The 25,888-nt window shown below is 53.1% G+C and carries 30 protein-coding genes and 1 pseudogene; 22 read left to right on the forward strand and 9 right to left on the reverse strand.

Annotation, left to right across the window (positions count from 1 at the left end; translation table 11 throughout):
• Window position 1 precedes the first annotated feature (1 nt).
• Both P0D43_RS04290 and gpmA read right to left on the reverse strand, forming a co-directional pair.
• Window positions 2-1,237 carry a peptidoglycan DD-metalloendopeptidase family protein gene (locus P0D43_RS04290; RefSeq protein WP_341237110.1) on the reverse strand — a complete coding sequence of 412 codons (1,236 nt, stop codon included), beginning with the start codon at window positions 1,235-1,237 and terminating at the stop codon, window positions 2-4.
• A 60-nt stretch (window positions 1,238-1,297) separates the two neighbouring features.
• A complete protein-coding gene (gpmA, locus tag P0D43_RS04295) occupies window positions 1,298-2,044 on the reverse strand; it encodes a 2,3-diphosphoglycerate-dependent phosphoglycerate mutase (protein ID WP_394673328.1) in 747 nt (248 codons plus the stop codon).
• 106 nt (window positions 2,045-2,150) lie between these two features.
• Between gpmA and P0D43_RS04300 the strand changes: the two genes are divergently transcribed.
• From P0D43_RS04300 to P0D43_RS04315, 4 genes are read left to right on the forward strand one after another with little or no spacing between them, the layout of a single operon-like run.
• Window positions 2,151-2,633 (forward strand): rhodanese-like domain-containing protein, encoded by a 483-nt coding sequence (locus P0D43_RS04300; RefSeq protein ID WP_394673329.1) that lies wholly within the window; start codon window positions 2,151-2,153, stop codon window positions 2,631-2,633.
• Complete coding sequence (grxC, locus tag P0D43_RS04305; protein ID WP_341237108.1) at window positions 2,630-2,905, forward strand: glutaredoxin 3; 276 nt, start codon at window positions 2,630-2,632, stop codon at window positions 2,903-2,905. Before P0D43_RS04300 ends, grxC begins: the two co-directional genes overlap by 4 nt.
• A gap of 53 nt (window positions 2,906-2,958) precedes the next feature.
• Window positions 2,959-3,438, forward strand: a complete 480-nt coding sequence (secB, locus tag P0D43_RS04310) for a protein-export chaperone SecB (protein WP_159568014.1) — start codon at window positions 2,959-2,961, stop codon at window positions 3,436-3,438.
• A 12-nt stretch (window positions 3,439-3,450) separates the two neighbouring features.
• On the forward strand, window positions 3,451-4,464 hold the full coding sequence (locus P0D43_RS04315) for an NAD(P)H-dependent glycerol-3-phosphate dehydrogenase (protein ID WP_394673330.1): 1,014 nt from the start codon (window positions 3,451-3,453) through the stop codon (window positions 4,462-4,464).
• 531 nt (window positions 4,465-4,995) lie between these two features.
• On the opposite strand, the gene trmL is transcribed toward P0D43_RS04315, so the two are convergent.
• On the reverse strand, window positions 4,996-5,466 hold the full coding sequence (gene trmL / locus P0D43_RS04320; protein ID WP_341237776.1) for a tRNA (uridine(34)/cytosine(34)/5-carboxymethylaminomethyluridine(34)-2'-O)-methyltransferase TrmL: 471 nt from the start codon (window positions 5,464-5,466) through the stop codon (window positions 4,996-4,998).
• Window positions 5,463-6,188 (reverse strand): ComF family protein, encoded by a 726-nt coding sequence (locus P0D43_RS04325; RefSeq protein WP_394673331.1) that lies wholly within the window; start codon window positions 6,186-6,188, stop codon window positions 5,463-5,465. The genes trmL and P0D43_RS04325 overlap by 4 nt, the downstream gene beginning before the upstream one ends.
• Before the next feature lie 46 nt (window positions 6,189-6,234).
• Between P0D43_RS04325 and P0D43_RS04330 the strand changes: the two genes are divergently transcribed.
• The 8 genes from P0D43_RS04330 (at window position 6,235) to P0D43_RS04365 (ending at window position 12,704) form a co-directional block, all read left to right on the forward strand.
• Entirely contained in the window at window positions 6,235-7,161 is a 927-nt protein-coding gene (locus P0D43_RS04330) for a methyltransferase domain-containing protein (protein WP_341237774.1), read from the forward strand.
• A gap of 185 nt (window positions 7,162-7,346) precedes the next feature.
• Entirely contained in the window at window positions 7,347-7,856 is a 510-nt protein-coding gene (locus tag P0D43_RS04335; protein ID WP_341237773.1) for a DUF2244 domain-containing protein, read from the forward strand.
• Window positions 7,857-7,962: 106 nt separating this feature from the next.
• Entirely contained in the window at window positions 7,963-9,081 is a 1,119-nt protein-coding gene (coxB, locus tag P0D43_RS04340; RefSeq protein ID WP_236550832.1) for a cytochrome c oxidase subunit II, read from the forward strand.
• Between the two features lie 22 nt (window positions 9,082-9,103).
• A complete protein-coding gene (ctaD, locus tag P0D43_RS04345) occupies window positions 9,104-10,708 on the forward strand; it encodes a cytochrome c oxidase subunit I (RefSeq protein WP_394673332.1) in 1,605 nt (534 codons plus the stop codon).
• A 65-nt stretch (window positions 10,709-10,773) separates the two neighbouring features.
• Complete coding sequence (locus P0D43_RS04350; RefSeq protein WP_371717156.1) at window positions 10,774-10,959, forward strand: cytochrome oxidase small assembly protein; 186 nt, start codon at window positions 10,774-10,776, stop codon at window positions 10,957-10,959.
• Window positions 10,960-10,989: 30 nt separating this feature from the next.
• Window positions 10,990-11,556, forward strand: a complete 567-nt coding sequence (locus P0D43_RS04355) for a cytochrome c oxidase assembly protein (RefSeq protein ID WP_159568022.1) — start codon at window positions 10,990-10,992, stop codon at window positions 11,554-11,556.
• The gene (locus tag P0D43_RS04360) at window positions 11,556-11,786 is read left to right on the forward strand and encodes a DUF2970 domain-containing protein (protein WP_394673333.1); all 231 of its coding nucleotides are present in this window, start codon (window positions 11,556-11,558) and stop codon (window positions 11,784-11,786) included. The genes P0D43_RS04355 and P0D43_RS04360 overlap by 1 nt, the downstream gene beginning before the upstream one ends.
• A 63-nt stretch (window positions 11,787-11,849) precedes the next feature.
• Complete coding sequence (locus tag P0D43_RS04365) at window positions 11,850-12,704, forward strand: cytochrome c oxidase subunit 3 (protein WP_394673334.1); 855 nt, start codon at window positions 11,850-11,852, stop codon at window positions 12,702-12,704.
• An 85-nt stretch (window positions 12,705-12,789) separates the two neighbouring features.
• Here P0D43_RS04365 and P0D43_RS04370 read toward each other — a convergent pair whose 3' ends face one another.
• On the reverse strand, window positions 12,790-12,990 hold the full coding sequence (locus tag P0D43_RS04370) for a twin transmembrane helix small protein (RefSeq protein WP_159568025.1): 201 nt from the start codon (window positions 12,988-12,990) through the stop codon (window positions 12,790-12,792).
• A gap of 53 nt (window positions 12,991-13,043) precedes the next feature.
• Between P0D43_RS04370 and P0D43_RS04375 the strand changes: the two genes are divergently transcribed.
• From P0D43_RS04375 to P0D43_RS04395, 5 genes and pseudogenes are all read left to right on the forward strand, one after another.
• Entirely contained in the window at window positions 13,044-13,874 is an 831-nt protein-coding gene (locus tag P0D43_RS04375) for an SURF1 family protein (protein ID WP_341237771.1), read from the forward strand.
• Complete coding sequence (locus tag P0D43_RS04380; protein ID WP_159568027.1) at window positions 13,871-14,503, forward strand: cytochrome C oxidase subunit I; 633 nt, start codon at window positions 13,871-13,873, stop codon at window positions 14,501-14,503. Before P0D43_RS04375 ends, P0D43_RS04380 begins: the two co-directional genes overlap by 4 nt.
• 12 nt (window positions 14,504-14,515) lie before the next feature.
• Window positions 14,516-15,523 carry a heme A synthase gene (locus tag P0D43_RS04385; protein WP_159568028.1) on the forward strand — a complete coding sequence of 336 codons (1,008 nt, stop codon included), beginning with the start codon at window positions 14,516-14,518 and terminating at the stop codon, window positions 15,521-15,523.
• Window positions 15,524-15,531: 8 nt separating this feature from the next.
• On the forward strand, window positions 15,532-16,446 hold the full coding sequence (cyoE, locus tag P0D43_RS04390; RefSeq protein ID WP_159568029.1) for a heme o synthase: 915 nt from the start codon (window positions 15,532-15,534) through the stop codon (window positions 16,444-16,446).
• A gap of 5 nt (window positions 16,447-16,451) precedes the next feature.
• Window positions 16,452-17,063 (forward strand): annotated as a pseudogene (locus P0D43_RS04395) (SCO family protein).
• On the opposite strand, the gene P0D43_RS04400 reads toward P0D43_RS04395, so the two are convergent.
• From P0D43_RS04400 to rpoH, 4 genes are all read right to left on the reverse strand, one after another.
• The gene (locus P0D43_RS04400; RefSeq protein ID WP_341237768.1) at window positions 17,064-17,699 is read right to left on the reverse strand and encodes a hypothetical protein; all 636 of its coding nucleotides are present in this window, start codon (window positions 17,697-17,699) and stop codon (window positions 17,064-17,066) included. It lies immediately after the preceding pseudogene.
• A gap of 121 nt (window positions 17,700-17,820) precedes the next feature.
• A complete protein-coding gene (locus P0D43_RS04405) occupies window positions 17,821-18,549 on the reverse strand; it encodes a hypothetical protein (RefSeq protein WP_341237767.1) in 729 nt (242 codons plus the stop codon).
• Between the two features lie 5 nt (window positions 18,550-18,554).
• Window positions 18,555-19,232, reverse strand: coding sequence for a glutathione S-transferase (locus tag P0D43_RS04410; RefSeq protein WP_394673705.1), 678 nt, complete (start codon window positions 19,230-19,232; stop codon window positions 18,555-18,557).
• 73 nt (window positions 19,233-19,305) lie between these two features.
• Complete coding sequence (gene rpoH / locus P0D43_RS04415) at window positions 19,306-20,232, reverse strand: RNA polymerase sigma factor RpoH (RefSeq protein WP_394673335.1); 927 nt, start codon at window positions 20,230-20,232, stop codon at window positions 19,306-19,308.
• Window positions 20,233-20,440: 208 nt separating this feature from the next.
• Here rpoH and P0D43_RS04420 point away from each other — a divergent pair, with 208 nt between their 5' ends.
• The 5 genes from P0D43_RS04420 (at window position 20,441) to P0D43_RS04440 (ending at window position 25,812) form a co-directional block, all read left to right on the forward strand.
• The gene (locus tag P0D43_RS04420; protein ID WP_394673336.1) at window positions 20,441-20,809 is read left to right on the forward strand and encodes an I78 family peptidase inhibitor; all 369 of its coding nucleotides are present in this window, start codon (window positions 20,441-20,443) and stop codon (window positions 20,807-20,809) included.
• A gap of 60 nt (window positions 20,810-20,869) precedes the next feature.
• On the forward strand, window positions 20,870-22,987 hold the full coding sequence (locus P0D43_RS04425; RefSeq protein ID WP_394673337.1) for a S8 family serine peptidase: 2,118 nt from the start codon (window positions 20,870-20,872) through the stop codon (window positions 22,985-22,987).
• Between the two features lie 147 nt (window positions 22,988-23,134).
• Window positions 23,135-23,809 carry a LuxR C-terminal-related transcriptional regulator gene (locus tag P0D43_RS04430; RefSeq protein WP_394673338.1) on the forward strand — a complete coding sequence of 225 codons (675 nt, stop codon included), beginning with the start codon at window positions 23,135-23,137 and terminating at the stop codon, window positions 23,807-23,809.
• 9 nt (window positions 23,810-23,818) lie between these two features.
• Window positions 23,819-25,165: a sensor histidine kinase gene (locus P0D43_RS04435; RefSeq protein ID WP_394673339.1), complete on the forward strand. Its 1,347-nt coding sequence runs from the start codon at window positions 23,819-23,821 to the stop codon at window positions 25,163-25,165.
• Window positions 25,162-25,812, forward strand: coding sequence for a response regulator (locus P0D43_RS04440; protein ID WP_394673340.1), 651 nt, complete (start codon window positions 25,162-25,164; stop codon window positions 25,810-25,812). The genes P0D43_RS04435 and P0D43_RS04440 overlap by 4 nt, the downstream gene beginning before the upstream one ends.
• Window positions 25,813-25,888: the final 76 nt, after the last annotated feature.

Consider the following 25,888-nt stretch of genomic DNA (forward strand, 5'->3'; position numbering starts at 1 on the left):
CCTACCGACCTTTGGTCCACGAAACAGGATCGAAGGGTTGTCCCTGATGCCTTAGTTCAAAATATAAACCTGTATCAAGATTACCACTGCTGTTGCCAGTTTCAGCAATGGTGTCACCCGCTTTAACGGAATCCCCTGATCTTTTCATTAATTTACCATTGTTGCCATAAACGCTCAAAAACTGGTCGCCATGGTCAATGATCACAATTTCACCAAAACCGCGCAGCCATTCCGAGAACACGACCCGGCCTGCCGAAACCGCCCGAACTGCTTGCCCGGCCTCGGTGGCAATGAATATTCCTTTCCAGGACGGACCTTGCCCGTCTTTCGACCTTGTCTGGCCGAATTGCCCCGCCACAGTGCCTTGCACAGGTAACACCAGTCGCCCTTTCAGTTTTGCAAACTCACCCGTACTGGGCATGGGGGGCGGGGAAGAATAATCCGGTTTACTCGGTGTTTTGGCTGTATTTCCTGACTGCCCCTGTTGTTTTTGCTGTTGCGCAGCCAAGGCTTGCTTGCGTTTTGCCTCTTCAATGGCGCGGGCCAGCTCGGTAATCACGTTGCTTAATCGAGCCTCGTCCCGTTGCAGGCGCTTGCGTTCAAGCTCCTGGTTTTTCAGCTTCGAGCTCAGGTCCGCGATCAACTGATTGCGTTCCTCGCGCTGTGCAACCAGCTCCCGCTGGCTTTTGTTTTGGTCGGCAATCGTGTTTTCAAGCCGGTCCTGTTTTTTCTCAAGACCCTGTCGAATCGCCTGCAGTTCACGGGCTTGGGCGGCCTGTTGGGTCGCCAAATCACGCTCTGCGGCTGAAATACGTTCGTACCAATAACTTTCCCGTGCAGCCTCGCTGGCCGACTTTCCAGCCAACCAGGCTTGCGTCGGGTTGATTTCCACCCTGCGGTACTGGTTGCGCATCACCTCGGCCAAGCGCGCTTGCGTACTTTCCAGGTCTTTCTGAAGCTGCGCTTCCTCCTGGCCAAGCTTCTTGATGTCTGTTTCCAGCGCATCCCGGTCTTCGTCCAGGGCTTTTAAACGGGTTTGAGTTTTTTCAAGTCGCTGTTCAAGCAGGTCAAGTGCCTTCGCAGCCTGCTTTTTTTCGCCGCTGGTTTCATTGATCTCTTTTTTCAATGCATCCAGTTTGCGTCGTACCTCGTCGCGTTCCTGCTTTGCGCCCGCCGGGTCGCGAAGGCCGCTCTGTGCCCAGGCGGGCTGGGCGGACGTCAGGGAGAGAATGAGCACCAAAGCGCCAATTCCCCCGCCTGTACAAAAAATTAACCTGAAATAGTTTCGCACCTGTGCTTACTTGGCCTTTCCCTGATTTTTTACGGCAGCCATGGCTGCTTCAATTTCGGCTTGGTCGCCCAAGTAATAATTGCGAATCGGCTTCAGGTTTTCATCCAGCACATACACCAAGGGGCGAGCGGTCGGAATATTTACCTTCAAAATGTCTTCTTCGCTCAGGTTGTCCAGGTATTTGATCAGCGCGCGCAATGAATTGCCGTGGGCTGCAATCAATACCTTCCGGCCAGCCTTGATGGCAGGTGCAATGCCGTCTTTCCACAGGGGAATTACGCGGTCAACCGTGTCTTTCAGGCACTCGGTCAATGGAATTTCCTCAGGCTTTAGCTTGGCGTAACGTGGGTCTTTGCCAGCAAAACGGGGGTCGTCCACTTTCAGTGGGTTGGGTGCAATTGCATAAGCACGGCGCCAAATCAACACCTGTTCTTCGCCAAACTTGGCAGCGGTCTCTGATTTATTCAGGCCTTGCAAATCGCCATAATGGCGCTCGTTCAGGCGCCATGCGTGCACCACCGGCAACCACATTTGGTCCATTTGATCCAGGGCAATCCACAAGGTGCGAATAGCGCGTTTCAGCACAGAGGTATAAGCCACGTCAAAGCTGTAGCCCTCGGCTTTCAGCAGGTCGCCTGCCTTGCGTGCTTCTTCGCGACCTTTCTCGGTCAGGTCCACATCGGCCCAGCCAGTAAAACGGTTTTCCAGGTTCCATTGGCTTTCGCCATGGCGCATCAATACGAGTTTGTACATGTTTGTGGCCTTTAAGTTTGCTGTCTAATTAGGCAAACCTCCATTTTAGCCTCGATTCAAGGGGATATAATGACCAATTCATCAAGACCCACTCATTGCAGGATTTATGTCGCAGGAATTTCTGATTCAAAACAGTTGGCTCATCGCCTTGGCCTTTGGTTCTGGCCTCATGTTGATTTGGCCTTTGTTAACCAAAGGTGGCGGCACTCGCCTTACCGTGCCCCAAGCCACACTGTTGATCAACCAAAAGAAAGCAGTATTGGTTGACATTCGAGACGACGATTTCGTTAAAAATTCGGGTGTTGTGCCCAACTCAAAACGAATCGCCATCAAAGACCTGAAAGAAAAAGCGGGCACTTTGGCCAAAACCAAGGAAACACCGTTGATCGTGTTGTGCCAAACCGGTGCGCGTTCTGGTGCAGCCGCCACAGTACTGAAGACCGCCGGTTACACCGACGTATTTGTGCTCGATGGTGGCCTGAACGCCTGGAAAGAAGCAGGCTTGCCGGTTAAAAAGGTGCAAGACGTTGCTGAGGTAGCGCCTAAAACCAAAACACCCAAGGCAACCAAGCAGGTCAGCAAATCATGAGCAATATTCAAGCCCCAGTCCGTATGTACACCAGCGCGGTGTGTCCGTTTTGCGTGCGTGCCGAGCGCTTGTTAAATGAGCGTGGTGTGCAGAATATTGAAAAAATCCGGGTTGATCTGGATCCGTCGCAAAAAGAAAAAATGATGGCTGAAACAGGCCGCCGAACTGTGCCGCAAATTTACATTGGCAGCACACATGTGGGTGGCTGCGACGACCTGTTCGACCTTGACCGTGTCGGCAAGCTGTTGCCTTTGTTGGGGCAGGCGGTTTAACCGGCCTGCACTTGCCTCGTTACTTTACTCATTCAATCCATAGGAGCCAGCAAATGGCCGAACAGAATTCAGAAGCAGTATTTCAAATGCAACGCGTGTACATCAAAGACGCTTCTTTGGAATTGCCCAACGCCCCCCAAATTTTCCTGGAAAAGAATCCACCCAAAATTGAAGTGGCTGTGGATGTGGGCGCACAGCGCCTGGCCGAAAACATTTTTGAGTCCGAAGTAACAGTCACAGTGACTGCCAAAATCGACGAAAAAGTGGCGTTTTTGGTTGAATGCAAACAGGCGGGCATCTTTGAAATTTCAAATGTACCCGAAGATCAGTTTGACCCCCTGTTGGGCATTCTGTGCCCCAACATGATCTATCCCTATCTGCGTGCCAACGTGGCCGATTTGATTACCCGCACAGGTTTCCCGCCCGTGCATTTGTCAGACATCAACTTCGAACAGTTTTACCAGCAACGCCTGGCCGCAGCTCAAGAGCAGGCTGCCAAGCAAAACGGTTCCGGCATTATCACCACAGCCTGATCGGTGGCGCGCATGAACATCACCGTGTTCGGTGCGGGGGCATGGGGCACCGCAGTGGCTGCCCACATGTCGTTTGCGCACAATGTGGTGTTGTGGGGGCGCGATACCGATGTGCTGCAATCCATCGCCACCCAGCGAGAAAACCCGCGTTATCTTGCGGGCATCAAACTTTCTCCAACCCTCAAGGTTCAGGCTGATTTTTCGGCCGCCGCCCGGCATGTGCTTGGGCAAACCGATGCACTTTGGGTGCTGGGTACGCCCATGGGCGCGTTGCGTGAAACTCTGATGCAGTTGTTGGAAATTGCCCCCATTGAACAGTGGCCCCCGCTGGTGTGGTTGTGCAAAGGCTTTGAAGTGGGCAGCGGTTTAATGCCACACCAAGTGGTCGAAGAAGTGTTGGGCAAACCCTATGGCGGCGCGCTTACTGGTCCGTCTTTTGCAGCCGAAGTGGCGCGCGGCTTGCCGTGTGCACTGACTGCGGCCAGCGCCGACGAGGCCACGCGGCAAGCGATGGGTCGTGCCGCACACCATGCGGCCTTGCGGGTCTACGAGCTCGACGATCTTGTGGGTGCTGAAGTGGGCGGCGCGGTCAAAAACATCATGGCCGTTGCCACTGGTATTTGCGATGGCATGCAACTGGGGTTGAACGCCCGCGCAGCCTTGATTACCAGGGGCATGGCTGAAATTAAGCGCTTGGCTGTGGCCTTGGGCGCACAAGCTGAAACCTTGAACGGTTTGTCGGGTTTTGGTGACTTGATTTTGACCTGCACTGGCGATCTGTCGCGCAATCGGAGGGTTGGTCTTCTATTGGCTCAAGGCAAGTCCTTGGACACCATTCTCAAAGAACTCGGTCAGGTTGCCGAGGGCGTTAAATGTGCGCCGGTGGTCAAGCAGCTTGCTGCGCAGTTGGGTGTCGACATGCCAATTACTGCGGCGGTGAATTCCGTGTTGTTCGACGGGTTGAGTCCAGTGGAGGGCGTGATGCGATTGCTCTCGCGCGAGGCGAGGTCTGAAGATTCAGTGTAATTGGGCGCTGAACTTGAAGGGTCACCGCGGTGTTTCCTTGCCAACTCAGCGTGGGTTACTCGTGCCGCACTGAAAACCGCTGAATCCCTTTTTGAATTCATTCTTGCTCACCGAGCTCGGCAAAAGGGCGGGCCGAGTCTCGGTGTCGGCTTGAAGCCGACCGCTGCGAATAAACTCAAACGGGGCGGTTTCCTTGAAGTGCGTCCCAAGCAATCCCACTGCCGAGTTGGCTTAAACCTCCCGTGCGCGACCACTTGCAAGTTCAACGCCCAATCGGCGGCGGTGTTTCGATCGCCTCGCCTTCAAGAAAACCTGCCCGTTTGAATTCACCCGCCACGGTCGGCCATCGGCCGGCACCGAGACTCGGCCCGCCTTTTTGCCGAGCGAGGTGAGTCAGGGTGAATCTCAAAAAGGGAAATACAGGTTTTCAGGCGAGAGATTGAAACCCAAGCCGATTGGGGCAGCTAACCAGCAGTTGAGTGAGCAACAACCCAAGCCGATCGGGCCGTTAACCAGCGGTGAGCAAAACGCTCAGCTTCCGCCTTCAAGCCCCAACTGTCGCCAAGCCTCATACACCATCACCGCCACCGAATTGGACAGGTTCAGCGAGCGGCTCTCCGGGCGCATTGGCAATCGAAGCCAGTTTTCCCGGGCAAACCAGTTTCGCACGTCTTCTGAAAGCCCCCGGGTCTCGCTGCCAAACATCAGGTAATCGCCAGCTTGAAATTGCACATCAAACGGCGAATTCTTTCCTTTGGTGGTCATCGCAAAGCTGCGTTGCGGGTCGGGTTGGCAGCGGTCTAAAAAGGCCTGCCAGCTTGGGTGCACCAACATGTTTGCATACTCATGGTAATCCAGCCCGGCGCGGCGCATGCGCGCATCTTCAAGCGGAAAGCCCAAGGGTTCAACCAAATGCAGTTGCACGCCCGTGTTGGCACACAAGCGGATAACATTGCCCGTGTTGGGCGGAATTTCAGGTTCAACCAATACCACATTAATCATTCTGGGGTCCTGCACACTGCCATGGTTACAATTGACTCAGCGCCAGCCTTGCGAAGGGCGGCCGCGCAGCTTTGAAGGGTGGCGCCGGTGGTGATTACATCATCGATCAAGCCAATCCGGATCCCTTTGGGAATCAAGCACGTTGCCCTGAATGCGCCCTCCAGGTTTTGAAGCCGGTCTTCCCGGCTCAAGGCCGCTTGTGCGCCAAGTTCCTTGGTTTTGATCAGCCAACCGTTGTGGACAGGTCGATGAATATGCCTGCCCAAATGCCGAGCGATCAAAGCGGCTTGATTATAGCCGCGCTGCTTTAATTTGTCCGGGCTCACCGGCACCGGAATCAGTACGTCAGGCAACTCCATGCCCAATTCCATCACCCTGGTTCCCAGCCAATGCCCCAGAAATCGCGCCATGCCATGGTTGTTACCGTACTTCAGGCGTGCAATCCATAGATCAAATGGCGCCAGGTAATCGCTGCACACCACGCATTCCAGGGGTGCCTCGGCCTTGCATTCAATCAGCGGCTTGCAATGTCTGCAATGTGTCCAGCCAAATGCTTGCGGCCGGGGGCCAAGCGCCAGCGCACAGCGTTTGCATCGAAGCGGTTCCTGGTGGTCAATCATGGGTTGGCAGCCACCACACACAAAGCGACCCAGTGCATGGGTTTGATCTTGCAATGGGCTTTGGCAGGCCACGCAGCGCCCGGGCACCATCGCGCCGCCCATACTCAAGCAACTTCTATAGAATAGAAAGCACCAACTTTTTGCTGAAATGGCTAGCCGCACAATGTCCTCGCAGTTCTGGAAAATTCCCCGATCAAACGCCGCATTGGCCCACCAATGGTCACGGCGTGTTCACCAACCCTTGCCGTTTATCCTCGAAGAGGTCAACCAGCGCATGGTGAACCGAGCGCAAATCATGCGCCCGGTCGAGGGAGGGGTAGTGCATCAGGGCTGGTTACACCCATCGGCACTGCTGCCGGTCAAAACCTTGTTTGTAGGGCGTGCATTCTCGGTATTTGCGCCGAAAGCCATTGATTTGCCTGTGGCGCAAGTTGAACAGGCCGCAGCATCTTTTCTGGCCAAGTTGTGGCCTGGCAGGGCTGCGCCCAAGCCGTCTGCGGCAATACCGTTGCCCATTAACAGCCCGTTGCCCTTGCCAAACGAAAGCCAGGCCATGGTTTGGTCGCCCTTGTGGTTGCATGCCGCAGGCGATCCCGGGCAATGTCTGTCCGAGTGGTTGCGGGTATTGAAACCAGAGGGTGGCGTGTTTTTCAGCTGTTTTGGACCGGATACAGGGCGTGAATTGCAGGCAGTTGCGCAAGTGTTGGGCGAATCTCTGCCTGATTTTGCCGACATGCACGACCTTGGCGACCTGATGAGCAAGCAAGGCTTTTCCGACCCGGTGATGGAAATGGAAAAATTGACGCTGACTTACAGCTCGCCCGCAAAACTACTCGATGATTGGCGCGCACTTTCAGGCAATCACCTGGAGCCGCGTCAAAAAGGTTTGCGAACTCCGCGCCAGCTGGAAAAAGCCCTGCAGGGGTTGGAGCAACTGCGAAACCCCGAAACCGGGCGTATTCCGCTTACCCTCGAATTGATTTATGGGCACGCCTGGAAGGTTAAAAGAAAACCCAAAACCGATGTTGCAACCGTGAAAATATCGGACATTAAAGGGCGCAAAGGATCGAATTAACGTGCTGCTGCGCAACATTTTCAAATGTAGCGCATTGTTTTCAACTTATTTCTGGGAAATCAGGCGTGGATTGCACCTGTCTTATTGCTTGCTTTGGAGCCTTGGGCCTATAATTCGAAGGTTTTAATGCACTCTTTTGGGGGTGCGTCGGGTCTGAATGACTGCTCTCTAAGAGGTAAATGGGCATGATTCCAGAAATTTCAAGCTCAGCTAATGCACCACACGGCGCGCCACAGGTAGCGTCGCAAAGTAGTAAGTGGATATTCAGGCGCAATTGTTCGCTCAGTCCCAAACAGCTTTTGCAGTGGTATTTAAGTTTGTGTGTAATCACCTTGGTGATTGCCACGGGTTTTTTGCTGGCAGGTTTCTGGATAGTGTTGCCGTTTGCCGGGCTTGAGTTGTTGTTGGTGGGAACGGCATTTGTAATCTACGCGAGGCATGCTGCCGATTACGAAATGATCGAACTTCAGCCTAATCAGCTAAAGCTGGTGATGGTCGATGGCACCAAGCTGACCCAGCTTGAATGGTCACCCCAATGGGCCAAATTAAGCTACAACGGAAAATACAAAGCGCCGCTGTTATTTAGTCACAGGGGCCAACAAGTAAAAATAGGCAAATTTATTGCCGAGAAAGACAAGTCAGCGCTGCACCGTGAATTAAAGGCAGCGTTGGCCAGGGCAGCATGTGCAATATAGGCATGCGGCTTCCACCAGTTTGATATTTTTTTTGAGATTGAGGATCGCCATGTTGAAGTCGTCCTTGGGTATTCGCAAAGCAGTGGCAACCGCTGCCGCAATTGCGATGACATCCTTCGGAGGTGCTGCGTTTGCCGAGAATGTTTCTGGGCAACCCCTGCAATACAACCTCGTTGAACCGGTTACCGAAATCGCGCGTCAAATCTATGATTTGCACACGTTGATGTTGGTGATCTGTCTGGTTATTTTCGTTGCCGTGTTCGGCGTGATGTTTTACTCAATCTATGCGCACCGCAAATCAAAAGGCGCAAAGTCAGCTTCTTTCCACGAAAGTGTAAAAGTTGAAATTGCGTGGACCATTGTGCCGTTCCTGATCGTGATCGGTATGGCATTGCCCGCAACCAAAACCGTGGTTGCCATGAAAGACACATCGAATGCCGATCTCACCATCAAGGCCACTGGTTACCAGTGGAAGTGGGGCTACGAATACCTGGCCGGTGAAGGCGAAGGCATTTCTTTCCTGGCCACCCTGTCGACTCCGCGCGATCAAATTGAAGACCATCAAGGCCAGGCTGTGGCCCGCGGTGAAAACTACCTGATGGAAGTAGACAACCATGTTGTAGTGCCCGTGAACAAGAAAGTTCGCGTGGTTACGACTGCAAACGACGTGATTCACGCCTGGATGATTCCCGCTTTTGGCGTGAAGCAAGACGCGATTCCCGGTTTCGTGCGCGACACCTGGTTCAAGGCCGAGAAAGAAGGCATTTACCGCGGTCAGTGTGCTGAGTTGTGTGGCAAAGACCACGCTTACATGCCCATCGTGGTTGAAGTCGTGTCCGAAGAAAACTACTCCAAGTGGGTTCAAGCCAAGCTGGAAGAAATGAAAGCCAAGCAGGACGATCCAACCAAGGAATGGACCAAGGAAGACATGGTTGCCCGTGGCGAACAGGTATACAACGCCAACTGTGCTGCCTGTCACCAGGCTTCCGGTGAAGGCATCCCCGGTGCATTCCCTGCGCTAGTCGGTGCGCCTTCAGTGAAAGGCCCGCAGGCGGATCAAATTGCGATTTTGCTGAACGGCAAGGGTGCAGGCATGCCTGCATGGAAGCAGTTGAGCGATGTTGAAATTGCCTCCGTGATTACTTACACACGAAACGCTTGGGCCAATGCAGGCACAGGTACCGACCCGGTTGTTCAGCCAAGTGCTGTTACGGCTGCACGTTAATATTGCTTAGGAGATTTATTACATGAGCACTACCGCGGCAGATTTAACCCACGGACATGGTCACGACCATGACCACGCGCACGACCACCCGCATGGTTGGCGCCGTTGGTTGTACGCAACCAACCACAAAGACATCGGTACCATGTACCTGATTTTCTCATTCATCATGTTGCTGGAAGGCGGCGTGTTGGCCCTGATGTTGCGTGCTGAATTGTTTGCACCCGGCCTGCAACTGGTTCAACCCGAGTTCTTTAACCAGCTCACAACCATGCACGGTTTGATCATGGTGTTTGGTGCGGTAATGCCTGCGTTTGTAGGTTTTGCCAACTGGATGATCCCATTGCAAATCGGCTGTTCAGACATGGCGTTTGCCCGAATGAACAACTTCAGCTTCTGGCTGATGGTGCCTGCTGCGATCATTTTGACCGCTTCATTCTTTATGCCGGGTGGCGCAACCGCTGCTGGTTGGACCCTGTATGCACCTTTGTCCGTGCAAATGGGCCCCGGCATGGACGCCGCCATTTTCGCGATGCACATTCTGGGTGCCTCGTCGATCATGGGCTCAATCAACATCATCACCACCATCCTGAACATGCGCGCTCCTGGCATGACCCTGATGAAGATGCCGATGTTTGCCTGGACCTGGCTGATCACTGCTTACCTGCTGATTGCTGTAATGCCCGTGTTGGCCGGTGCCATCACCATGGTGTTGACTGACCGCCATTTCGGCACGTCATTCTTCAACGCTGGCGGTGGCGGTGACCCCGTTCTGTTCCAGCACGTTTTCTGGTTCTTCGGTCACCCAGAGGTGTACATCATGATCTTGCCCGCGTTCGGCATCATCAGTCACATCGTGCCCACCTTCGCCCGCAAAACGCTGTTTGGTTACAGCTCCATGGTTTACGCCACATCGTCGATCGCGATTTTGTCGTTCATCGTGTGGGCTCACCACATGTTCACAACCGGCATGCCTGTAACCGGCCAGTTGTTCTTCATGTATGCCACCATGCTGATCGCGGTGCCCACCGGCGTGAAAGTATTTAACTGGCTGGCCACCATGTGGAAAGGTTCGATGACATTCGAAACCCCCATGCTGTTTGCCGTCGGTTTTATTTTCGTGTTCACCATGGGTGGCTTTACGGGTCTTATTCTTGCCATTGCACCGGTTGATATTCAGCTGCAAGACACCTACTACGTGGTGGCTCACTTCCACTATGTGTTGGTAGCGGGTTCACTGTTTGCCTTGTTTGCAGGTACCTACTACTGGCTGCCCAAGTGGTCTGGCCGCATGTACAGCGAGAAGCTGGGCAAGTTGCATTTCTGGTCATCGCTGATCAGTTTCAACGTGACCTTCTTCCCCATGCACTTCTTGGGATTGGCCGGTATGCCACGTCGCTACGCCGACTACGCCACACAGTTCACTGACTTCCATGCCCTTGCCACCATTGGTGCGTTCTGGTTCGGTTTGTCACAGTTGATCTTCCTGTGGTGTGTGCTGCGGGCATGGTTGTTCCAGCAGGGTGAACAGGCTCCTGCAAGCCCATGGGAAGGTGCAGAAGGTCTGGAGTGGACAGTTCCATCACCAGCACCGTTCCACACTTTTGAAGTTCCACCCACAGTGAAGTAATTCACCGCGGGGTTCACAACGGGGGTTTGGCTCAGTCCAACCCTCCGTTGTGTAAAAAGGCTTCCATGCAGAGGCTTTTTCACACAACGAATTGGTTCAGTAAGGAAGTAAGCGTGACACCTGAAGAGAAAAAGAAATCCAGGCAAAACAGGCGTACCGGTTTGATTTTGCTCTCGGTGGCGGCTGTTTTTTTTATCGGTATCCTGATCCGCAAAGTGATGGAGCCGAGCATTCTGAATCTGATGAATTGATTGTTTGATTAGCAGTAGAGGTGAAGCAGCATGGCACAAGGAAATAACCAGAGAACAGGTGGTTTGCACAAGCAAATGCTGATGCGTCTGCTGGTGATTGTGGTGGCCATGTTTGCCTTCGGTTACGCACTGGTGCCAATTTACAAGGCCATATGCGAGATCACCGGGATCAACGTGCTCACGCCGCAAACTAAAAATGCAGCCGAGATCGCCAAGAACACCCAGGTGGACACAAGCCGAAGCATCGAAGTGATTTTTGATGCAAATGAGCGGGGCAAGTTTCAGTTCAAGCCCGAGACCAATCGAATGATGGTCCACCCCGGCGAGTTGGTGACGATGAATTACGTGGTTCACAACAACCTGCCCAACGATACGGCGGGTCAAGCGATACCCAGTTATTTGCCCAGCAAGGCAGCTGCGCATTTCACCAAACTTGAATGTTTCTGCTTCAAGCAGCAGCCGTTCAAGTCGGGTGAAACCAAGGAATTTCCGGTGGTGTTTGTGATCAACCCCGAGTTGCCACAAGATGTACACACCATCACGCTGAGTTATACATTTTTTGAAGTGGCCGGCGCGACAGCCATGGCTGCAGAATAATGTCGGAAGACATCAAAGAGGCCGCATCGCGTAAAGCGAGCAAAGCCACTTTTCTGCAAACCTTGTCGGCTGTGCTGTGGTCGTTTTTTGGTGTTCGCAAGGGTAAAAGTCACTCTGATGACATGCAAAAGTTAAATCCGGTCCACGTGATCATCGTGGGCCTGCTGGCAGCCGCAGGGTTTGTGATCGGGTTGCTGGTGTTGGTGAATTTTGTGGTGAGTTCCGCTTGAGCCGTACGGAACCCGCTGTTGCAGTATTGAAGCATCTAAATTAAAGAAATAGGAGAAACCACCATGCGTGCGAATGCACCATATTACTTTGTGCCCGGCTTGTCCCATTGGCCTGTGCTTGGCGCAGTGGCCATGTTCTTTTTTGTCCTGGGCATGTCCCAGTGGGTAAATGGCGCTGAAGCAGGCCCTTACCAGTTTGCACTCAGCATGGGTATCCTGATTTATGTGTTGACCGGCTGGTTCAAGCACGTGGTGGGTGAATCTCAAAGCGGCCAGTACAGCGATCGGGTCGATGTATCCTTTCGCTGGTCCATGGGCTGGTTCATTTTCTCTGAAGTCATGTTCTTCGCAGCGTTTTTCGGCGCATTGTTTTATGCCCGTCAAATTGCATTGCCCTGGCTTGGCGACATCGACAACAAGGCGTTCTTGTGGCCTGACTTCACTGCCAACTGGCCCAATACAGGCCCCGCTGGTACTGTGGATGCATTCCAAACCATGGGCCCTTGGCCAATTCCAACCATCAACACCGCATTGCTGCTGACCTCAGGCTTGACCCTGACTTGGGCTCACCATGCCTTGATCGCCAACAAGCGTTCTCAGTTGATTTGGGGCTTGGCGCTGACCGTATTGTTGGGCGCAATCTTCATGGGCTTTCAGGCCTATGAATACATTCACGCGTACCGCGACCTGAACCTCAAACTGACCTCTGGTATTTTTGGTTCAACGTTCTTTTTGCTGACCGGCTTCCACGGTTTCCACGTCACCATCGGCGCAATCATGTTGTTCTTCATCATGATTCGTTGCATCAAGGGCCACTTTACCCCCGACAGTCACTTCGCATTCGAAGCGGCTGCCTGGTACTGGCACTTCGTGGACGTGGTATGGTTGGGCTTGTACGTGGTGGTTTACTGGCTGTAAGCAGGGTTTATTCCCACCAGGCTGTAAAAACTACAAATAGAAAAGCCACTGGAAAACTCCGGTGGCTTTTTTTTGGATTTTGAACTTATCGAATGCCTGTTGACTCTATCCAGCCCATGTACCAGGCAAGCAGAATCAGAAGAAATAGCGCAATGGACAAGCCGATGCGCATGGTTAACGCGTTTACAGTACGGCTGGATTTGCTTTTGTCTTTCATGAGAAAGAAGAAAGCTGAACCCAAGCTTGCCAGAATGCCCAGAAATGCCAGGCCAATGATCAACTTCATGGTGAACACCTTTTTAAAACTAACCGTGTACAGCACACAAGTGGAAGTATGTCATGGTTAATGCAGTGAAAACACCCGGCAAAGTCAAGCTGATCTTCACCCTGTTGATCGGGTTTGGCTTGGTGTGGCTGACCTTCAGTTTGGGGCAGTGGCAAACCGGGCGCGCCCAGGAAAAACAAACCCTGTTTGATGCGCAGGCCCGTGCGCTGGCCGCCGAGCCTGTGTCTCCGGCCAGTGGCCAGTTGGACTTGGACAATTTGTCCTACCGAAAAATCGATTTGAAGGGTAGGTTCGAGGCCAAAGCCCTGATATACATAGACAATCGTCAGGTAAATGGTCGACCAGCGGTGCAGGTAGTGCAAGGTTTCAGGCCAGAGGGTGCCAGTTTTCTAATACCGGTGGATCGTGGTTTGTTGTTGCGCAACCCCGCAGAGCCCCGGTTGGCACCCGATATGCCCGCCAATGCCCCAATGGCCGGTGAACTGTTTGATTTGCAAGGCACCATTTTGCCGCGCTTTGCCCAGTCTGCTGAATTGCGTGGCATGGCTTTGGGCGAAGCTGAAAGCATCGTCATGGCTCAAAGCAATGGTTTTGATGTGTGGTCGAATTTTAGTGTGAGCGAATTTGAAAAGCTGAGCGGCGAGCCGGTGAGCAACTTTGTGGTAACCCAGCAGCCGGTCGCGCAAACAGCAGGCCAGCAACAGCAAGCCAGCATGGTGGGGGGCTTTTATCACCTGGCAGTACCGCTGCAAGAACAGGTGGCCAAGCACAAGGGTTACGCATTTCAATGGTTTACCATGTCGGCGGTGTTGGTGTTGCTGACTCTGTTTTTTGTCTACCGAGAGTTTTTTCGAAGCGAGTTTTACAAGGAAAATAAAAAATGAACGCAGCCAGCGCACCCGCGAAGCTGAACAAAAGCCGGATCACCATTTTGTTGGTATTCCTGACATGCGCCTTGCCCATTGTGGCGGCTTTCTATTTGTACTTTTTCAACAAGCCAGATGGCACCAACAATTACGGCACCATTCTTGATCCGCAGGTGAACGTGTCCACTGATGTCTTCAAAAACATCAATGGCGATGATTTCAGCATGAAGCAGGTGGCCGACAAATGGGTGCTGATTCAGGTCATCAACAGCGATTGCGATGAAGTGTGTCAGAACACCATGTACTTCCAGCGCCAGGCCCGTGCGTCCAAAGGCAAGGAGCAAGGTCGGATTGAACGAGTTGTTTTTGTAACCGACAATGGCCCGCTTGAAACCCTGCTGTTGCGCCAATTCCCGGATGTGCATTTTGTACGCGCCAGCGAAGATCAACTTAAAAGCTGGTTGCCACTGGAGCAGGGCATTGTGGGCAACAAAGGCAGCGCTGACATTGGTACCGTGCGCGATCACGTGTTTGTGGCCGATCCATTGGGCCATGTAATGATGCGTTTCCCACCCAACAACACCCTGCAATTCGACAAGTTTCGCAAAGACATCAGCCGCCTGTTGTGGGCTTCAAACATCGGATAAAACGAGAGCAGCATGAGCAGTTACAAGCGTTTGGTCGCATTCACCACAGTACTTACATTCCTTTTGATCATGTTGGGCGCGTTTGTGCGCTTAACGGATGCGGGTTTGGGTTGCCCAGACTGGCCGGGCTGCTACGGCAAGCTCACGCCGACACATGCCGCCGAGGAAATTGCGCAGGCTGTTGAAGTTCAGGGTGGAACGCATGGGCCGGTTTCCATGCCCAAGGCCTGGAAAGAAATGGCGCACCGGTATGTGGCCACCTTTCTCGGCTTTCTGATTATCGGCATTATGGCCATGGCCTGGAAAAAAAAGGCGGAGCTCAGGCAGTCGCCGGCCCTCGCCACATGGCTGTTTTTTGCAGTGTGTCTGCAAGGTGCTTTTGGCGCCTGGACAGTCACCATGTTGCTCAAGCCCGCCATTGTGACCGGGCACCTTATTGGCGGCATGACCATTCTTGGCATGCTGACCTGGTTGTGGTTGCGTCAAACCAGCCCTGCACGCAGCCTTGCACCCCCCCGTGATGGGGGCGGTTTGCGAATTCTGGCGCGAGTGGGTTTGGTGGCAGTGATTGCTCAAATTATTCTCGGTGGCTGGGTTAGCACCAACTATGCTGCGGTGGTGTGCACTGATTTCCCAACCTGCCAGGGCAGCATGTGGCCGCACATGGAATTCAAAGACGCATTTCACATTATTCGGCACTTGGGTGAAACGCCCAACGGTGAAATTCTGAATGTGGCCTCGCTCACTGCGATTCACTTCATTCACCGCATTGGCGCCGTGGTGGTTACCGGTATTTTGGGTGTTCTCGCGTTTGCCCTGTGGCGCAACCCGGGCACCAAGCCTTTGGCCATTAAAGTGGCGGCGGTGCTGACTTTGCAAATTGCCATGGGTATTGGTAACGTGGTGTTTCAATTGCCTTTGTGGTTGGCCGTGGCGCACAATGGGGGCGCCGCGCTGTTGCTGGTCACCCTGATCTTGGTAAACTATCGGGTTGCGGGCAATCGCCATCGAATTTCATAAGGCCCAACATGCCATCAGCTCCACCCAAAGCAGACAAAGCCAAAACCGTGAGCAGTTTTGCTCACGTGGCCAAACAGTACTGGACATTGACCAAGCCACGTGTGGTGGCCTTGATCGTATTCTGTGCGGTAATTGGCATGTTTTTGGCAACCCCCAGTTTGCCCAATGTCCAGGTTCTTATTGCTGGCACCTTGGGTATTTGGCTGGTGGCTGGTGCTGCGGCTGCGTTCAATTGCCTGGTCGAGCAGCAAATTGATGCCAAAATGGCGCGCACGCGTGCCCGCCCTTTGCCACGGGGTGAACTGAATTCTGTCCAAACGCTGGTCTTCTCCAGCATGGTTGGCGGCGTGGGTGTGTGGATTTTGTATGTGTTCGTGAACCCGCTCACCATGTGGCTTACCTTGGCCACCTTCGTGGGTTACGCAATCATTTATACCCTGTTGCTGAAACCCAATACCCCTCAAAATATCGTGATCGGTGGCGCATCGGGTGCCATGCCGCCGGTGTTGGGTTGGGCTGCGGTTACCAACAGTGTGTCTGCCGAGGCACTGGTTTTATTCCTGATTATTTTTGTGTGGACCCCGCCACACTTCTGGGCGCTCGCCCTGTACCGCACGCAAGAATACGCGCGCGCGGGCCTGCCCATGTTGCCGGTAACCCATGGCGCTGCATTCACACAGTTCCATGTGTTTTTGTACACCATCATGCTGGCAGCCACCACGTTGATTCCCTTTGCCATGAAAATGAGCGGCCTGATATACCTGATCAGCGCGGTCGTGCTGAATGCAATTTTCATTGGGTATGGCTACAAGATCTGGAAAAACTACAGCGATGCCTTGGCCAAAAAGGCATTTACGTATTCCATCGCCTATCTGGCGTTTTTGTTCGCGGCCTTGTTGGTCGATCACTATGTAACGGTGTAAGCAGTATGCGCAGTGTATTCAAGCAGTTTCAGCAGGTAAGCAAGGTGTTGGTTTTTGGCGCAGTGGCGCTACTGGCCGCCTGCAATACGGGCCCCGCCACTTTCACGAATACCGACATTACGGGTTCATCCCTGGTGGCCAACTTCAAGCTGAAAGACCTATCGGGCACTGAACGCACCATGGAAAGTTACAAGGGCAAGGTGGTGGCCATGTTTTTCGGCTACACCCATTGTCCCGATGTGTGCCCCATTACCATGCAGCAATGGAGCTAGGTGAAGGCCAAACTGGGCGAAAAGGGAGACAACTTGCAGGTGTTGTTTGTGTCTGTTGATCCCGAGCGCGATACACCCGAACTGTTGAAAAAATATGTGCCCCAGTTTGATCCTTCGTTCGATGCGCTGACCGCCGAGTCATCTGAAGAATTAAAGCCTTTGCTGGCTGGCCTGCGTGTGTTCGCTGGAAAAGTGGAAGGCAGTACGCCAGACAATTACCTGATGGACCACACCTCGGCCAGTTATGTGTTTGACCAGCAAGGTCGTGCCCGTTTGCTGGTTCGTCACAATGCCGACTCCGCGCCTGTGGTCAGCGACGTTGAGCAAATTCTCGACGGCAAGTAACTAATCCTTTCGTGCGGTAATTACACTGCAGCTTAGTTGCGTCAGCTTCAGTGTGAGTTCTTTCTCAAATTGGGCAATTGTGCGCCGCTTGTTTTGTGGCTGCGCGCCAGCCTGTTTCGACATCACGGTGTCTTCATCAACACTGAAGATCACTTCCCATTCCAGCAAAAGTGGTTCATCTTCTGTCGCGTTGTTGAGCAAGGCAATGACGGGTCTGCCTTCGAATAACTCGTTCTGAATCAATTCAAGTGTGGTTTGCACGGTGTTGCCCGCATACCAGTTGGCATTCAACTCTGCCTTGCGCAGTGCTTTAAGCAGTTGGGCCGGTGAAGTGCCCATGGTGCCGCTGAGTAGGTCGGGGCATGCTGCCCACCGCATTATTTCGAGAATATATAGGTCGTTTTGGGGATGGCCGTGCCGGTCTTTGGGTATGTGATTCCAGCCAATTTGATGGTGGTGAAGTACCATGCCTATCGCACAAGGTCCGCTTGCGCGCTCAATGCCTTCCGGTGCCGAAAATTCATAAAACGGGCTTAGGTCAAACTTGGCTTGTGCCTGGAGTTCGCGTGGGGCCTTTGTACCGACAATGGGTTTGGCTTCAGAAAAATCAATCTCGAAGCGCGTGTTGCCGTTCATAAAAACACATGTCCTTTGCTGCTTGACTCAACCCACATCTTATTCAGGGAATGTACGGATTCATGCCGTGCATAGTTCTATGCACAAAGCTTATTCCGTTGTGCAGAACAGAGGCTCGAACTTACTCGGTGGGCAGGTTGGGGGTGTTGCTGGTTTGCAAAGGTGCAGGCAGGCTGCCCAAAGGGGAAGGGGCGCCCAAGGTGGAAAGCAGGCCATCCAAGGCGTCAGTCACGGGGCTCAATACTGCGTCGAGTGGGCCGGCTTCTGGCTCGGGCTCAGGCTCGGGTTCAGGCTCCGGGTTTGTGTTGGGCGGTGGGTTGCTGGCACTATTGCCTGGGTCGTTGTTGTTGCCCGATTCGGCGCTGCTGGTGGTGTCAGTGGTACTCGTGTTGTTGTCTTCGTTGTCGCTGTATATGGCGGCAGTGGCACCCAAAAATACAAGGCTTTCCAGCACGGGGTAGCCAGTGGAGTCACCGCCTTCGGCACTTGTGTCAAACAGGCCGAACAGGTCAGGCGTGTCCGTGGTGCTTGCAGCATTCTCGGGCGGTTGGCTTTCAAAATACACGCCTTGGCCGTACAGGTCGGTGGCAATCCACTGCGGTACCTGGTCCAGTGCAACCACTTCAAGATTGAATGTTGCGGCCGCACCATTTTCAATCACCAATGCGTCTTTTACACCAGTGAATTGAATAATTGCTTTGCTGGCAGGGTCGCTGACCACGCGGTCGCCCGGCAATAACATCATGCCGGGTTGCGCGGGCAGGAAAAAACCATCCCGAACCAACTGCACATTGCCGTTGACCTCGGTAATTTTTGCCTGTTGTTCAATGGACGTGGTTGCTGCGTTCATGAGCACTAAGCGTAATTGTAGGGGCCACCCACTTCAAGGGCTTTTCCAAAACTGGGCATGGCATGTATGCGTTTCACGTAGGCCGCAATTTTGGGCATACTTTTAATGCTGTCCGCCCGGCTCATTGCAGCTTCAAGCGGAAAACTCATCATGAAGTCAGCACCCGTCATCTCGCTGCCGCAAAACCACTCATTCTTGGTCAACACGCTTTCAATGTAGGCGAACTGCTTTTCAAGATTGGGGTTGATGAAATTGCTTTTAACCTGCTTGGAAATGCCGCGCGCTATTGGCAGCACGATCGGCTTGAGCAATGCGGGTACCGGCGCGTTTTCAATTTTGTTGAACACCAGCGTCATGACCAGCGGTGGCATGGCTGTGCCCTCTGCAAAGTGCATCCAGTAGGTGTAATCGCGGTGTGCCTGTGTGCCAGCTTCGGGGCGCAATTTGCCGCCTGCCTTGTCGATCAGGTATTCCACAATGGCACCGCTTTCTGCCACGGTAATGTCGCCATCGGTAATCACGGGCGATTTCCCCAAGGGGTGAATCTTCAGCAGTTCAGGCGGGGCCAGGTAGGTTTTTGCATCACGCGCATAGCGCGTTACCTTGTAGGGCAGGCCAAGTTCTTCAAGCAACCAGATAATTCGTTGCGAGCGTGAGTGTTCCAGGTGGTGTACTTCGATCATGGTCATAAAAAAGGGCTTGTTGCCAAGCCCTTAGTGTAGGTTAGTTTTCACCCGAAATGATTACTGCTTTGTTTTAAACCTCACCGTGTTCGTACTTCAACAAGGCCGTTTTCATTTTTTTCATGGCCTGGGTTTCAATTTGGCGCACCCGTTCAGCCGATACGCCCAGCTCGGCGGCCAGATCATGCAGGGTTTTGGCGTTGTTGCCAGCCAACCAGCGGCTGGAAATAATGCGTTGGCTGCGTTCGTCCAGACTGGCCAGTGCCAGGTCCAGCCCTTCACTGTGCAGGCGTTCCATGTTGGCGCCTTCCAGCACTTCGGTGGGTTCGGCACCCTCGGCGGCCAAATAACGCACAGGGTTGTAGCTGTTTTCCTCGCTGTCTGCGTCTACAACAGGGTCCAGGCTGAATTCATGGCCCGCCATGCGGCGTTCCATGTCGTACACGTCTGCAGGGCGTACATTCAGCTCACTGGCCACCTCGTTGATTTGGTCGGGTGACAGGGTTTGGCCGTACTTCTTGAAGCTGTTCAGGTTGAAAAACAGCTTGCGGTGCGCTTTGGTGGTGATCATTTTCACCATGCGCCAGTTACGGATAATGTATTCGTGAATTTCGGCCTTGATCCAATGCAGGGCAAAGCTGACCAGGCGCACACCACGCGACGAGTCGAATCGCTTTACAGCCTTCATCAAACCGATATTGCCTTCCTGAATCAGGTCAGCATGGGGCAAACCATAGCCCAGGTACTGGCGTGCTACGGCAACCACCAGGCGCAGGTGGCTAAGCACCAGGCGGCGGGCAGCTTCCAGGTCGTTGTCGCGCTGCAGGCGTTCGCCCAACTCCACTTCTTCCTCTTGCGTCAGCATGGGAATTTGGTGGGTGGCGGAAATGTAAGCATCCAGGTTGCCAAGCGGGCCACGGGCGACCAACGCCCATGGGTCGCGCACAGCAAGGCTGTTGCCCATGGCGCGGGTGTTAGCAAGAGTTAACGCAGTGGTCATGATTGCGGTTTTCTCCGAATTAATGAACCAATTTCCAGTTAATTTTAGCACTCCTTGCTACAGAGTGCTAATCGCCCGGAAAGTTCACGAACAGCTGGCTTGACCTGACAGAAACTTTAAAGCACATTGGTATGGCGTCGGTGACCGGTGTGAGCCTTGGGCAATGCAACTATTTTTGGGTGGTACAGCTGTGCAATCTTTTGGACTGATGCTATTGCTAGTCTGCGTTTCTGCCTGTGCTGCGAGTACGCCACGCACAGCGCAGCAAATCTGCGCAAGCACGGAGGCCGGTGCAATGGGCCAGCTGGAATGTGAATTCAAGACGATGGTGTTTGAAGTGAAAACCGAGATCAAGGAGTTCAAGATTCTCGGCGAGGTGCATCAAATCAAGAAAATCGAACTGGTCGATCCCGATGGGGCTCGCATGAAGCTCACCGAGCTGGCAAAGAAGTATGTCGAATTTAAAACGATCCGGATCTTGATGCCGGGGACCATGGTCACCATGGAGTACCTGGAGGATCGCATTAACTTTCAGTTCGATGAGCAGGGCATGCCAAAAAGTGTGACACGTGGATGACAAAAAATCACTGCGCACCTGGGGCATTAATTTGAAGTAATAGTTGAAGCAGGGGTTGTAATGAAGTACTCGGCAATTCTCGGTGTTGCAATGGTGACATTCAGCGCCTACGCACTTTCTGTTGATGTGTTGGCGCAAACAGTCAAGACGAAATCCAAAACGATAGCAACTGAAAGCGTAGACGCCGCAAGGCCACTTGTGCCCGAAGAAAAGATTCTTTTTCTCGAGCTGGCAGACGAGAGCTTGCGGGTTCTTCCCAATGAGGCAAGTCAACCTTTGGTTAAAAAGGTATTGGCTGATACAAAAATCAATGCTGCAGTGGGCGGGCGACTACTCAAAAGATTCTGGGTGGTTAATGCAAAGGACATGCGTACTACGGCAGACCGGGCTCAAGTTCTCAAGCTGCTTCGCGCAAACTCTTCGGTGCGTTCGGTGTCCGAGAACCGAATTTACAAGCCTTTTATTTTCAATGACCCGGGATATCCCAATCAAAAAAATCTATACACCGGCGCGAATCAGACATCGAGCCCTGTGTACGACTCTGAATTTGTAAAGCTGCTGGAGCGCACGCCATCTAGCGCAGAGTCGATGGTTCGGGTTGCCGTTCTCGACACGGGTATTGCACCAGCCCCAGATTTAAATAATCAGTTTGATGTCGAAGCGAATTTTGTGGAAGGTGTTGATTACGATTTCAACAATGAGCGCTTTGTCAGCAACAGTGCACTATTTGCCGATGCAACCGAACCCGCCACATCTGGCGCAAATGGCGGTGAGCCTTTTTATCACGGCAGTAAAGTTCAATCGCTGATTAATGCAGCGGCTGACAACAGCAGCGGAATCGTTGGAATGGACCGTGAGCTTAGGGTCAGTCAAATTCGCGTGTTGAGTGACAGCGGCGGGGACTCCGTCAGCGTCATGTTCGGCGTGCTGTGGTCAGTTGGCCTGTACGACAGGTTTGTGGTTGAGTCGGGCGAAGATCCAAACTTTGAGTTTTTTGCGCGTTTGCCCCCCAACAACAATCCGGCCAATGTGGTTAACCTGTCATTGGGGGGCAATGCAAGCTGTTCCTCTTTTGAGCAGGCTGCCATTGATTTTGTATTGAACAACAGCAGTACCTTGATCGTAGCTGCCGCTGGCAACAGCGCGCTGTACGGTGAACAAGTGCCTTTCGCGCCAGCCAATTGCAACGGTGTCATTTCGGTGGGCGCATCAACCACACGTTTTGGCGATGCGTCATACGGCAATGTAAGCCCCGCGTTGATTACGTCTACATTGGGTGGCGAACCCAGTGTGGGAGACAACCTGCCTGTGACCGAGCCCAGCATTCTAAGGTCCATGAATGGCGTCAGTTTCGCATCAGGAACCAGCTTTTCAACCGCGTTGGTCAGTGGTGTTCTGGCGACCGCGCTTCGACTGGGTCTCAGTGAAGGGGTCACCTCCGCCAGCCTCATTCAAGCGCTGAAGGACACCGGCCATGAGTTTCAGGATCCTGAATCCTACTGCGTTCAAATTAGCGATCCCGTGAGTAATCCGCGACCCTGCGGCACCATTCTGAATACATCAGCATTTCTGTTGGCGGTGACTGGTGTTGACATTAGTGGCACAACAACTTCACCACCGGCGTCCGACGAAGTTGTTGAGCCTGCGCCGGACGAGGACACCTCAAGCAACCAGCCCATTAGCGATGGTGGTGAACTGCCCAGTGAACCAGAGGAATCCAACCCAACAGAAACAGCCAGTTTTCAGTTCTCTGGCACAGTCAATAACGTCGATGCGTCTTCAATTGGTCTGGTGGCCAATGATCCCGCTGTGGATCCCTCAAGCTACTCTGTGTCGTTTGCACGGGATAGCAGTAGTTTTGTGATCAACCTCTCAATTCCGGGTGTTTATCGTTTGAGCTTCGAGGCGGATCGGGTGAGCGAAAGCTCGGAAGTTCAAGCGGCCTCTGCGGGTCAAACACTTTTTGTGAGCGACGTGACTCTGGACTCGGACTCTCGCCAAATTACCGCAACTGACCCGATGGCTCAGGAAACTGCGGATGGTTCGCCTTCCTCTGGAACCACCGCATCATCAGGCGGTGGGGGCGGCGGTGGCGCAATTAACCTAATGGGCTTGCTGGGCATGTTACTGCTGCTGGGCATCGCGAAATTTAGCGGGCCCCAGAAACTTCAACTTTGAACTCCTGTACCGCAATGTGGTGATTTGATTTTCGTGCATTTTGAATTCTTTACATAACTAAACATTTCATTTAATAATCGCACGAATAATTCGCATAAAAATTATAAATATCGCCACGTTGATAGCCGTACTTTTAGGGATAGGGGTTTGAAGAATTTATTGATACTGGAGGATCATCCGACTTCGGCCATGGTCGTTGAAGAAATTATTGGTGCAGTTGTTCCCGGGCTAACGACCCGCATTGTCGAATCGGTGGATCAATTGCACCACATCGAGCCTGCCGATTTTGATTTGGTGGTGTCCGACCTGGTGTTGCCCAACAGCAAGCCTGCCGAGGTAATTGACTTGGTCTCACAGCGCTTTCCGAGTTCATTCCGTATGTTTTTTACAGCGTTGAGTGATGTAAAAATTGAACGACAGATCGTCGACTCAGGCGCATTGCTGCTCTCAAAAAGTCAGCACTACAAAGAGCTCATGGTTCAGGTTCAATCTTTCCTGAAACGCGATTCAGTGAACCTGAATTCAATTTCTCAACGCAACGAGTTTCAAAGCCTGATTCAAATGCCCGGTAGCCCCAAGCCCTTGACCATCAAGCAGGCGCAGGTCATGGAACAGGTGTCCCTGGGTAGAACAGGCAAGGAAATTGCAAAGATACTGGGTATGAGTCCCGACACGGTAAACGCACACATCAAGGAGGCCTTCGGGCGGCTGGGTGTTCAAAACCGTGGCGAGGCAGTGAGCAATTATTCGGTTGCAAGAAAGCTGGCGGCCCGCCTGCATGGGGAGGTCGCACTGGCGCACTTGCAGCCCAACGCCGATTAAACTGTTTGCATGAACCTGAAACGCTATTTGCTGGTGCGAATGATCACCCTGGGCCTGTTGTGCTGGGTGTTGATTTCCGCCTATGTGGTGTTGCGCACGGCCAATGAGGTAGACCAGGCCTTGGCCAGCGACGCTGCCCGCCTGCACGAGATGGTGGAATACTCCATGTACAAGCGGCAAATCAACCCGGAAATTGAAGGGTCGCCGGTGTTGGTGGGCAGCCAGTATGGCTTGTTGCTGGCACCGTACTGCATTCGCTATGAAGGCTGGAACGGGCAGGTGCGGCAAGAGGGCTGTGACAACCTGGTTCGCCACCCTGTTGAAGCAAAGTTAATGCAGCTATTGGGTGTGCAAATTGAATCCGCACCCCAGGCGGTGGGGTTGTGGGGGCAGCCGTTTGGCGAGTTGACCATTACTGCTGATCCGCAATTGGTGCTGGCAAAGTTTTGGCACACTCTGCGAGACTTGCTACTGCTCAGTAGCCTGATTGTAGCCAGTCTTGCAGCCCTTTCCTATGCGGTGATCGGGCGCGCCTTGCAGCCAGCAGCCACCTTGGTGGAGAAAATTGACTCCATTGCCATTTCCGAGGACAGCCCGCCCCCCGAGCAATTGCCTGATGTACAGCCTCGCGAGTTTGGCCGCATTGCACAAGGGGTGAATCGCCTGAATGATCGCCTATGGCGCCTGACCCAAACCCGCCGCAGCCTGATGATGAAATTGCTGAACGTCCAGGAAGAAGAACGGCGGGAATTGGCGCATTGGGTGCATGCAGATCTGGGCCAGTCATTAAGTCTGATCGCCGTCAATTGCGCACAACTGCGTGCGCAGTTAAAGGGTGGCTATACCGGGGTGCAGGAAAAGCTGGAAGAAATTGATCTACAAATTGAAGGTGCATTCGAGCGCATGCGCGCAGTCTTGGTGAACAAGTGCCCGCCCGTGTTGGAGGGTGCCGACTTGGGCATGGCCATTCAAGACCTGTGTACCCGCTGGGAGATTAATGCCGGCAGCGGTTGGACTGTGAACCTGAGTCTTGACCCTGTTGCGCTGGGCAAGTTGGACAAAGACCGCGCGCTTTGTGTTTACCGCACGGTCGAGGAGTGCCTGGCCAACGCTCGGCGACATTCAGCGCCTGGCGGTTCTGCCGTGAAAGTAAGTTTAATCTTGGATAAAAAGGTGTTGGAACTTCGTGTTGAGAACACCATGCATCCATCTTCTAAAACACCTGCGCCCTCGGGCGGCATGGGTCTGAATTTGCTGGCTGAACGGGTGCGGGTGCATGGCGGTGTGTTCAACGCCCAAATTGAAGAAGGGCAGTTTGTGGTCTCAGCCCAATTTCAGCAACAAGGTGCCGCATGAATAACACCGACTGCAATGTTTTGCTGGTAGACGACCACGCCGTGGTGCGCGCAGGTTACCGGCACTTGCTGGAAACGCAAGGCGGTTTTAGTCAGGTTCGCGAAGCGGAAAACGCACAAGAAGCTTTTGCCGCCTGCCAGAAGGAATTGCCGGTCTTGATCATTTGCGACATCAGCATGCCCGAACCGGTGGGCTCGAGTTTGATTCAGCGGGTGTTGGGGCGTTGGCCTGACGTAAAGTTTCTCATGTTCACCATGCACAATTCGATCGAATTGGCCCGCGCGTGCATGGACGCTGGTGCAAAAGGTTATGTGACCAAAAGCAGCCGGCCCGAGGTGCTGTTAAGGGCGATCGGTGAGGTGTTGGCTGGGCGCACCTTCATCAGTGCCGACTTGTCGCGTTTAATGGCGCTGTCACGCTTGCGTGACAACCGGGGCGGGCTGGGTGAACTCAGCAGCCGGGAGTTCGAGGTGTTGTGTTTGCTGGTTGCGGGGCAATCTGCCGAGCAAATTGGTGAGCTGCTTTTTCTCAGCGCAAAAACCATTCACAACATTCATTACCAAATCAAAAAGAAATTGCAGGTCAGTAATGACATTGAACTGACCAAGCTGGCCATTGGGTGGGGATTAACCAGCCCTTTGATTTAATTGACACCCCCTTATGTTCTGATCTGACCTTGTTGTTTTGAATCCATTGTGTTGAAAAAAAAGTAATAAAAACAAA

The sequence above is a fragment of the Limnobacter sp. genome, from assembly GCF_043511195.1.
Classification (GTDB): Bacteria; Pseudomonadota; Gammaproteobacteria; order Burkholderiales; family Burkholderiaceae_B; genus Limnobacter.

Coding starts and splice junctions, on each gene's coding strand:
- gpmA (WP_394673328.1), bottom strand. CDS start 2,044: ATGTACAAACTCGTATTGATGCGCCATGGCGAAAGCCAATGGAACCTG.
- P0D43_RS04300 (WP_394673329.1), top strand. CDS start 2,151: ATGTCGCAGGAATTTCTGATTCAAAACAGTTGGCTCATCGCCTTGGCC.
- grxC (WP_341237108.1), top strand. CDS start 2,630: ATGAGCAATATTCAAGCCCCAGTCCGTATGTACACCAGCGCGGTGTGT.
- secB (WP_159568014.1), top strand. CDS start 2,959: ATGGCCGAACAGAATTCAGAAGCAGTATTTCAAATGCAACGCGTGTAC.
- P0D43_RS04315 (WP_394673330.1), top strand. CDS start 3,451: ATGAACATCACCGTGTTCGGTGCGGGGGCATGGGGCACCGCAGTGGCT.
- trmL (WP_341237776.1), bottom strand. CDS start 5,466: ATGATTAATGTGGTATTGGTTGAACCTGAAATTCCGCCCAACACGGGC.
- P0D43_RS04325 (WP_394673331.1), bottom strand. CDS start 6,188: ATGGGCGGCGCGATGGTGCCCGGGCGCTGCGTGGCCTGCCAAAGCCCA.
- P0D43_RS04330 (WP_341237774.1), top strand. CDS start 6,235: ATGGCTAGCCGCACAATGTCCTCGCAGTTCTGGAAAATTCCCCGATCA.
- P0D43_RS04335 (WP_341237773.1), top strand. CDS start 7,347: ATGATTCCAGAAATTTCAAGCTCAGCTAATGCACCACACGGCGCGCCA.
- coxB (WP_236550832.1), top strand. CDS start 7,963: ATGACATCCTTCGGAGGTGCTGCGTTTGCCGAGAATGTTTCTGGGCAA.
- ctaD (WP_394673332.1), top strand. CDS start 9,104: ATGAGCACTACCGCGGCAGATTTAACCCACGGACATGGTCACGACCAT.
- P0D43_RS04350 (WP_371717156.1), top strand. CDS start 10,774: ATGCAGAGGCTTTTTCACACAACGAATTGGTTCAGTAAGGAAGTAAGC.
- P0D43_RS04355 (WP_159568022.1), top strand. CDS start 10,990: ATGGCACAAGGAAATAACCAGAGAACAGGTGGTTTGCACAAGCAAATG.
- P0D43_RS04360 (WP_394673333.1), top strand. CDS start 11,556: ATGTCGGAAGACATCAAAGAGGCCGCATCGCGTAAAGCGAGCAAAGCC.
- P0D43_RS04365 (WP_394673334.1), top strand. CDS start 11,850: ATGCGTGCGAATGCACCATATTACTTTGTGCCCGGCTTGTCCCATTGG.
- P0D43_RS04370 (WP_159568025.1), bottom strand. CDS start 12,990: ATGAAGTTGATCATTGGCCTGGCATTTCTGGGCATTCTGGCAAGCTTG.
- P0D43_RS04375 (WP_341237771.1), top strand. CDS start 13,044: ATGGTTAATGCAGTGAAAACACCCGGCAAAGTCAAGCTGATCTTCACC.
- P0D43_RS04380 (WP_159568027.1), top strand. CDS start 13,871: ATGAACGCAGCCAGCGCACCCGCGAAGCTGAACAAAAGCCGGATCACC.
- P0D43_RS04385 (WP_159568028.1), top strand. CDS start 14,516: ATGAGCAGTTACAAGCGTTTGGTCGCATTCACCACAGTACTTACATTC.
- cyoE (WP_159568029.1), top strand. CDS start 15,532: ATGCCATCAGCTCCACCCAAAGCAGACAAAGCCAAAACCGTGAGCAGT.
- P0D43_RS04400 (WP_341237768.1), bottom strand. CDS start 17,699: ATGAACGGCAACACGCGCTTCGAGATTGATTTTTCTGAAGCCAAACCC.
- P0D43_RS04405 (WP_341237767.1), bottom strand. CDS start 18,549: ATGAACGCAGCAACCACGTCCATTGAACAACAGGCAAAAATTACCGAG.
- P0D43_RS04410 (WP_394673705.1), bottom strand. CDS start 19,232: ATGATCGAAGTACACCACCTGGAACACTCACGCTCGCAACGAATTATC.
- rpoH (WP_394673335.1), bottom strand. CDS start 20,232: ATGACCACTGCGTTAACTCTTGCTAACACCCGCGCCATGGGCAACAGC.
- P0D43_RS04420 (WP_394673336.1), top strand. CDS start 20,441: ATGCTATTGCTAGTCTGCGTTTCTGCCTGTGCTGCGAGTACGCCACGC.
- P0D43_RS04425 (WP_394673337.1), top strand. CDS start 20,870: ATGAAGTACTCGGCAATTCTCGGTGTTGCAATGGTGACATTCAGCGCC.
- P0D43_RS04435 (WP_394673339.1), top strand. CDS start 23,819: ATGAACCTGAAACGCTATTTGCTGGTGCGAATGATCACCCTGGGCCTG.
- P0D43_RS04440 (WP_394673340.1), top strand. CDS start 25,162: ATGAATAACACCGACTGCAATGTTTTGCTGGTAGACGACCACGCCGTG.